This is a genomic window from Corallococcus sp. CA053C (assembly GCF_003611675.1).
Lineage (GTDB): Bacteria > Myxococcota > Myxococcia > Myxococcales > Myxococcaceae > Corallococcus.
In genome coordinates this window covers 1-6,949 of sequence record NZ_RAWA01000469.1, presented here as the reverse complement: position 1 = coordinate 6,949, position 6,949 = coordinate 1, and the positions used below count along the sequence as shown (strand labels likewise).

General features: G+C 68.0%; 5 protein-coding genes, 1 tRNA gene and 1 pseudogene. All 7 read right to left on the bottom strand.

From position 1 onward, the window contains the following. Positions 1-2,074 (bottom strand): WD40 repeat domain-containing protein (locus D7V97_RS37560; RefSeq protein WP_120615415.1); only part of this gene is annotated, 2,074 nt, incomplete at its 3' end. Next, positions 2,071-2,499 (bottom strand): hypothetical protein, encoded by a 429-nt coding sequence (locus D7V97_RS37555; protein WP_147445138.1) that lies wholly within the window; start codon positions 2,497-2,499, stop codon positions 2,071-2,073. The genes D7V97_RS37555 and D7V97_RS37560, both read right to left, overlap by 4 nt. A gap of 198 nt (positions 2,500-2,697) precedes the next feature. After that, positions 2,698-3,210 carry a DUF11 domain-containing protein gene (locus D7V97_RS44980; protein WP_233583476.1) on the bottom strand — a complete coding sequence of 171 codons (513 nt, stop codon included), beginning with the start codon at positions 3,208-3,210 and terminating at the stop codon, positions 2,698-2,700. Between the two features lie 451 nt (positions 3,211-3,661). Then, positions 3,662-3,734: transfer RNA gene (locus D7V97_RS37545), tRNA-Ile, on the bottom strand. A gap of 92 nt (positions 3,735-3,826) precedes the next feature. Next, a complete protein-coding gene (locus D7V97_RS37540) occupies positions 3,827-4,159 on the bottom strand; it encodes an MGMT family protein (protein ID WP_120615413.1) in 333 nt (110 codons plus the stop codon). Positions 4,160-4,249: 90 nt separating this feature from the next. Then, the gene (gene rpoD / locus D7V97_RS37535; RefSeq protein WP_120615412.1) at positions 4,250-6,370 is read right to left on the bottom strand and encodes an RNA polymerase sigma factor RpoD; all 2,121 of its coding nucleotides are present in this window, start codon (positions 6,368-6,370) and stop codon (positions 4,250-4,252) included. Positions 6,371-6,460: 90 nt separating this feature from the next. Further along, positions 6,461-6,949: pseudogene (locus D7V97_RS37530) on the bottom strand (DNA primase); the annotation flags it as partial.

Here is a 6,949-nt window from a genome sequence, read left to right as displayed (position 1 = left end):
CGTCCCAGACGAGGCCATAGGCGCGCAGAATCTCCTCCAGATGCCCTCCCGGGGGCGGTGGGTGCACCAGGCTGTCGAAGTGGAGAAGACGGATGGTCCGGTCGGACGCCGCCGAAGCCAGGACGGAACTGTCGGGCGAGAAGGCCACCGCCGAAAGGAAACCCTGCTGGCCCCGGACCCGCCCGATCAGGTCCCCGCCAGGCAGGCTCCAGACCTTCACCAGCATGTCCATCCCCCCCGAGGCCAGGAACCCGCCATCGGGCGACACGCCCAACGACAGCACGCCCACGGAGCCCTCGTCCATGCTCCTCAGCAGGTGTCCGTCCTCGGCATTCCAGAGTCGGATGGGCTGGTTCATGCCCGCCGTCACCAGGTGGTTGTCGCCGGGCGTGAAGGCCAACGCCCGGACGCGGTCGCCGACGTCCAGTTGGCGCAGGGGCTGGCGCCGCACCAGGTCCCAGAGCCGCACGACCTTGTCCGAGCCTCCGGAGGCCAGCCGGGTCCCCTCCGCGTTGATGGCCAGGGCCCAGACCTTCCCCGTGTGCCCCGCCAGTTGCCCGAGCAGCACGCCGTCCGGCATCGACCACAGGTAGACGTCCCGGTCGCCACCCGCGGCCAGGACCTTCCCGTCCGGGCTGAAGACAAGCCCGCGCACCGAGCCCTTCACGTCGGACAGCTCGCGCAGCTGTCGGCCCGTGGCGGCTTCGAGCAGACGCACCTTCCCTTTCAACGTGCCTGCCGCGATGAGCCGCCGGTCGGGGCTCGCCGCGAGCGAGACGACCGCCTCCGTGCTCTCCGTCCGGGCCTCGGGGGCACTTGCGTCTCCCAGGCGCCAGCGGCGCATGCCGTCCTCCGCCCCCGTGACGAGTTCCTGCTCCTGGGAGAAGGCCAGCGTCTCCACCCAGGACTCGTGACCTCGGAGCAGCACCTCGGCGGGCGCGGAGGGCCGGGCCCAGACATGCAGGGCCCCATCCATCCCCCCGGACGCGAAGGTGCGCCCATCCGGCGACAGGGCGATGCACATCACGAAGGCATGGTGGGCATCCAGGCGCTCCAGGAGCTCGCCGCTGCGTGTATCGAAGAGCTGCACGCGCCCGTCCCAACCCGCCTGGGCCACGAGCCGGAATCGCGCATCGATGGACGTGGCCGAGATGTCCGCCGGAATCTTCAAGACGTCGACGAGCTGCCCGGACCGGGGATTCCAGAAGCGGATGGAATGGTCCGCGGCCGCCGTCATCGCGAGGTTTCCATCCGAGGAGAAGGCGGTCGACTCCACCTTCTCCTCATGCCCGGTGAGGCGGTGGAGTTCCCTGCGGGCCTCCAGGTCCCAGACGCGGGCGGTCTTGTCCATGCTCGTCGACAACAGCCACCGGCCATCCGCCGAGAAGGCCACGGCGATCACATACGCGTCGTGCTCGAAGCGCAGCCGCTCCGTGCCGGACGCCACGTCCCAGACGCGCACGGTGTTGTCCACGCCGCACGAGGCGAGCTGCTTCCCACTGGGAGAGAACGCCAGGCCCCGCACGACGTCCGTGTGGCCCTGGAACACGGCCACCCCCCGGCCCTGACGCACATCCCAGACGCGGATCTCTCCCGGCCGGCCGGCGGAGGCCAGCAGCGTCCCGTCCGGGGAGAACGCGACGGCGTGCACCTCCGCCGGATGCTCCTTGAACTCCGCCACCTGCTCGCCACTGCCCACATTCCAGATGCGGACGACGGAGTCGAAGCCCGCGGAGGCCAGGAGCTTCCCGTCTGGCGAGAAGGCCACCGCGAGCACGGAACCCTTGAACTTCTTCGTCCAGAGCTGGCGGGAGGCCCGGTCCGTCGCCCAGCCTTGCCCCCAGCGCGCCACGGCGGAGTCCTGCGACGCGCGCGCCACGGCGAAGTAGCCCGCGGCCAGCCCCCACTGCCGGGACTCGATGGCGGCGTCCCCCTTCGCCAGGTACACGCGCGAGCGGAGCTCCTGCTCGGCCGGGGACGGCCGGAGCGCCTCGGCTTCACGCAGGGCGGGGCGGGTCGCACAGGCGGCGAACAGCAACGCCAGGATCGCCAGCCTCCTGCCGGGTCCGTTCATGTCAGGGCCCCATCGAACGACTCGGAAACGAAGTGGAAGAAGAGGGAGATGGACCGCTTGTCGGGAGCCAGGGCGTTGCGCCAGTGCGCGATCTGCCGCCCCTTGTAGAGAACAGCATCCCCGATCCCGAGCCGCACCCCGAGGCGATCCTTCCCCGTGGGAGAGAGCCAGAGCGGCCAGGAGCACTTTCCCGCCGGGCGCGGCCGGAAGTCCACCAGGAGCGAGATGGTGAACTCGCACTGCGGCCGGTCCACGTGCCGGCGCAGCACCGCGCCCGGCATGTACTCCGCGACGTAGCAATAGGAGGGCTTCACCTGGCGGCCGACCAGCGCGGACACGAACGGGGAGAGCTGCCGGTGCAGGAACACCGACACCGCCTCGTTGGAGAGGACGTTGCGCAAGGGCACCTGGGTGCACAAGGCCATCCTGGGGTTGTGCATTGCCAGCCACGGTGTTCCGGGTGACCGAGGTGAAGTCGACCCGCGAGCACGCGGCCCGACGAGGCCGCCGGTGCTTCGAGAGGCTCCCATGGGACATGGGGGAGGCAGGCCTGTTGATACCGCAGCGACGGAACAGCGTCCGGCAGGAGATTCCCGGATGCCGCTCCGCCGCCGCGCAGGGTGTCATGGCAGCGCCGTGACCGTGACGGTCTGGGTGGCGTTGTCGTTGCTGCTGTTCGCGTCGTGGTCCAGCCCACCTGCCAACGCGAAGGCCTCGAGTTCCAGATCGCCTGCCGCGGTCGGCGTCCCAGTGACCGTGACCGTGGCGGAAGCACTCACGCCCAGGTCGCCCAGCTTGCACTCGATGGCGCCGAGGCTGCTACGGGTGCACGAACCCTGGGAGCTGGTGAGCGAGGTGAACGTCATGGAGCCCGGCAGCCGGGTGGTGGCGATGATTCCCTGCACCAAGGCCGACCCGATGTTGTGAGCGGTCACCGTGAAGCTCAGCGGCTGGCCGACAACAGCGGGTGAAGGCGAAGCCGCGAGCGTCGTCTCGGTGTCGTAGGGGAGCGCGACGAACTCGCAGGCATCGCCGAAGCCGTCGCCATCCGCATCCGCCTGGTTGCTGTTGGGATCGGAGGGGCAGTTGTCATCGCCGTCGATGATTCCATCGCCATCGGTGTCGAGCCGGCTCAACTTCTCGAAGTCGATGGGGGTTTCGTCTTCTGGGGCAAACTTCAGGCGAGATTTGGGCGCCGGCGCCGGGGCTGGCGGAGTCGCGGGGGCCGCCGGACTCCCAGTCGCCCCCCCATCCAGGGACATTCCCGAGGCAGTGCTGCCCACGCATGCCGTGCCGCACATGAGCGTAGGGGCGAGGACCGCAAGGATGGCGCGGTGTGTGTGTCTGCCGTGCCAGGATGCGTGCGAACGGGGCGGGCGTGACGGATTGACCAGGGGTGCCATGCTTCCTCCTGGCCTCAACCTACTCTGTCTCTCAAGAGAGGGAATGGATGTCCGGCTGCCAGCGATTGCCGTCCACAGCCCACCCGCTCAATGCCAGGGTTGTGGCCAGCCTCTCGTACTCCGCTGGGCTGATGCGTACTGCTTGGATTCAAGTGGGCCGAGGCGTCAGCGAGGGAGAGGAAGGTGGGCCCTCCTGGATTCGAACCAGGGACCAATCGGTTATGAGCCGACAGCTCTAACCGCTGAGCTAAGGGCCCCCTCGGACTTGCAACGCCAGACGTGACGGACCTCATCGCGCGGCGCGGGCTGACTATCTCCCCGCGCGCGCGCCCCTGGCAAGGCCCTGGCGTCAGCCGTCCTCGCGGTCCTTCAGCGCCACGCGGAACACCTGTCCGCGCTCTGACACGGTGACGCCCTCCAGGCGCAGCCGGCGCGCCTGCTCGTGCGCCACCGGAGGCGCCAGCGTCCCGTCCGAGCGGATGACGCGCCACCAGGGCACCTGCGTGCGCGTGCCCGGCAGCAGCTTCAACTCCCGCCCCACACCGCGCGCCCCGCCGGGCCGTCCCGCGTAGAGCGCCACCTGCGCGTACGAGCGCACCTCGCCCCGGGGGATGGAGCGCACCTGGTGCATCACGCTCTCGTGGAAGGGCAGGGGAGCGGCGGCGGGCTTCTTCGGAGGCACGCGGGCGACCTCGGAGTCAAAAACGAGAAGGCCCCCGGTCCACGAAGCGGGAGCGGGGGCCTTCAGGACAGCATGTTCAGCCGGCTTGCGTCAGCTCTCGACGAACGAGCGCAGGCGCTTGGAGCGGCTGGGGTGGCGCAGCTTGCGCAGCGCCTTGGCTTCAATCTGACGGATGCGCTCGCGCGTCACCTCGAAGTCCTGGCCCACCTCTTCCAGCGTGTGGTCGCTCTTCTCGCCGATGCCGAAGCGCATGCGCAGGACCTTCTCCTCGCGCGGCGTGAGCGTGGCGAGCACCTTCCGCGTCTGCTCGGCCAGGTTCATGTTGATGACCGCGTCCGCGGGCGACACGAGGCTCTTGTCCTCGATGAAGTCGCCCAGGTGGCTGTCCTCTTCCTCGCCGATGGGCGTCTCCAGGGAGATGGGCTCCTTGGCGATCTTCAGGACCTTGCGCACCTTGTCGAGCGGCAGCTCCATCTTCTCCGCGATCTCTTCCGGCGTCGGCTCGCGGCCAATCTCCTGCACGAGGTAGCGGCTCGTGCGGATGAGCTTGTTGATGGTCTCGATCATGTGCACCGGGATGCGGATGGTGCGGGCCTGATCCGCGATGGCGCGGGTGATGGCCTGACGGATCCACCAGGTGGCGTACGTCGAGAACTTGTAGCCGCGCTTGTACTCGAACTTGTCCACCGCCTTCATCAGGCCGATGTTGCCCTCCTGGATGAGGTCCAGGAACTGCAGGCCGCGGTTCGTGTACTTCTTCGCGATGCTGACGACGAGGCGCAGGTTCGCCTCCACCAGCTCGCTCTTCGCGCGCTCCGCCCGCTTCTCACCCAGCCGGATGGCGTCGTAGTTGCGGCGCAGGGCGTCGACGGGGAGGTTCGCTTCCTCCTCCACGCGCTTGATCTTCCGCACGGCGGTGCGCACGTCGCGGTCGAGAATCTCCAGCTGCTCGGGGGTGAAGTTGAGCTGCTTCTGGAGCTTCTTGGCGATGTTCGGGTTCTCGCGCGACTCCTTGAGCTGAGGGCGCAGGTCCTTCATGGAGACGCTGTAGCGACGCTCCAGGTCGCCCAGCTCCTCCTCGGCCTTCTCCACGCGCTCGATGAGGCCCTTGAGGTTCACGACGATGCGGTCCACCTGCTTCTTGTTCAGCCGCATCTCCTCCGGGACCTCCATCATCTTGGTCCGAAGGTCCTTCACCTCCTGCTTCAGCTCCTTCTTGCGCACCTCCGTGAGCTTCTTCTTCCCGGAGAGCTCCTCCTCCAGGACCTCGCAGTCCTTGGCGAACTTGCGGAAGCGCTCGATCTGCTTGGAGATCTGCTCGATCTTGTTCAGCTCGCTCTGCGCGAGCTGAGCGGGAGCCTCGGCCTCGGAGACCTCTTCGACGGCCTCCTCCGCGTTCTCAGACTGGGCCTCTTCGGGCGCGTCCTTGATGACGTCGCGCACGCGCAGCTTGCCCGTCTTCAGGCGGTTGCTGATGTCGAGGATGTCCGCCACCGCGACGCGGCAGGCGAGCAGGGCGCGCAGGACTTCCTTCTCACCCTCCTCGATGCGCTTGGCGATCTCCACCTCGCCCTCGCGGGTGAGGAGGCTGACGCTGCCCATCTTGCGCAGGTAGAGGCGGACGGGGTCGTTCGACTTGCCACCCGGCTCGTCGTCCTCGTCCTTCTCGTCCTCGTCCTGGTCTTCCTTCTCTTCCTCGACCGCGACGGTGGGCTTGATCTCGTTCGACTGCGCGGCCTTCTGCGCGTCGACGATCTCGATGTCGTTGTCGCCGAACATGCTCATCACGTCGTCGATTTGATCGGACGACACGATGTCGGCGGGCAGGGCGTCATTCACCTCGTCGTAGGTGAGGAAGCCCTTCTCGCGGCCGGCGGCGAGCAGGTCCTTCACTTCCTTGCGCTCGGCGACCGGGTCCTCCTCCACGTCGTCCTCGACGGCGTCGGGGTCGACCTGGACGGCGGCGGCGGCCTCTTCAGCGGCCTCCTCCGGGTCCACGTCGTCGGCGAGGGCGGCCACACCCTTCTTCTTCTTGATCTTCTCGGTTGCCTCGGCGGGGGCTTCCTTCGCCACCAGCTCCTTGTCCTCGGCATCCGCAGCCTTCGTCACCTTCGCCACAGGGCTGTCCGGTGCCTTCTTCTTGCGGATCACCGGATCCACCTTCTTCTTGGTGGGCTTCACGGATGCCTTGGAGGGCTTCTGCGTCGGCATTCGGGTACTTCTCCTTAAGAAAATCAGGTGCTTTGGCCTGGGCGAGCCGGCCGATCTACCGCAAAGTCGAGCTTTCTTACAAACGCGAACTCAAACCGGTTGCATTGGTGCCTTTGTTCCCGTTCCCGAGGAAGCGGGCCTCAGCTCGTCCAGGACGCGCTTGCGGAGCGCCAGAAGCTCCTTTCGCTCGGACAGGAGCTGCCGCGTCTCTTCTGTCAAATCAAAAGCCCCCGGCGTCTGTTCCGTCGCCCGCTTTATATAAACGAGCCGCTCGTCGATGCGCCGCACCATGATGTCCCGGCACACCTGGACGAACTCCCCCTCCAGCTCGGAGCCCCCAGCGGAAAGCCGCCGGCCGGCCTCCAGCAGCGCCCGCTTGACGACCTCCGTCGCCTCGAAGAGCGCTTCCTCCAGCCCCTGCCCGGACGTCGCCTGCGCCAGCACCATCCGCAGGCCCATGTGGGACAGCTCATCACATACCCGGAACGTGTCCCGGGCGAGCAGCCGGGGCTCCCGGAGGACGGCGGCCACGTAGAGGCACTCCGACTCCGGGGGAGGGCGCTCCGCCTGGGGCTTGGG

What these genes read in the sequence shown, in the direction of transcription:
- D7V97_RS37555 (WP_147445138.1), bottom strand. Translation starts at nt 2,499, where the DNA reads ATGGCCTTGTGCACCCAGGTGCCCTTGCGCAACGTCCTCTCCAACGAG.
- rpoD (WP_120615412.1), bottom strand. Translation starts at nt 6,370, where the DNA reads ATGCCGACGCAGAAGCCCTCCAAGGCATCCGTGAAGCCCACCAAGAAG.